General features: G+C 49.6%; 1 protein-coding gene. It reads left to right on the forward strand.

What is annotated here, in order from left to right:
* Positions 1–228 (forward strand): hypothetical protein (locus tag Q1B27_RS24465; RefSeq protein ID WP_299852814.1); only part of this gene is annotated, 228 nt, incomplete at its 5' end.
* Positions 229–577: the final 349 nt, after the last annotated feature.

Genomic DNA, 577 nt, shown 5'->3' on the forward strand with positions numbered 1-577 from the left:
GAGCCCACTTTGACAAATGCTGCATACTGCACGAATGTCCGTCAAAGCCTGGGTGAACGACAGAAAGGCCCAATCGAGCATGCCGCCAAACCGCAATCTGTTCTGGCCGACGATGGTACTAGCCGCTCTGCTGGGGTCACAGTTATCCTCACAAGAAAGCTCCAATCCGCTCTCTTGTTCGGCACATTTTCAAGCAAGAGCGAACTGGCTTCAGACACTTGGTGGTAATCCTGCTGCTGTAGATTTTATGACAATCCGAGCAGAGACATTATGGTACAGCGTACCTCGTGATTGCGGAATGCTTACAGGATTTGGGGACCAAGGATGTGAATATGACCCTAGTCGCCTGTCGGTGTCCGATGTGATGACCGAATGGGCGGACGCCAGTCAGGGTTACGAACCATTGCCCACTTGTATGGAAGATAGCTTTTGCTCAGCATGCCTTTCTGTGTATGGAATAGTTGCCCATTGAAAGCCACTCAAAGATACTGAAGGGAATAAGAGTTAAGCTCCCGGAATTCTCAGAACGCTTGAAATGCAGCCATTAAATTCTGAGAATTCGAGGGCGGTTTTGTCC

It is taken from the genome of uncultured Roseovarius sp. (assembly GCF_947489715.1).
GTDB lineage: Bacteria > Pseudomonadota > Alphaproteobacteria > Rhodobacterales > Rhodobacteraceae > Roseovarius.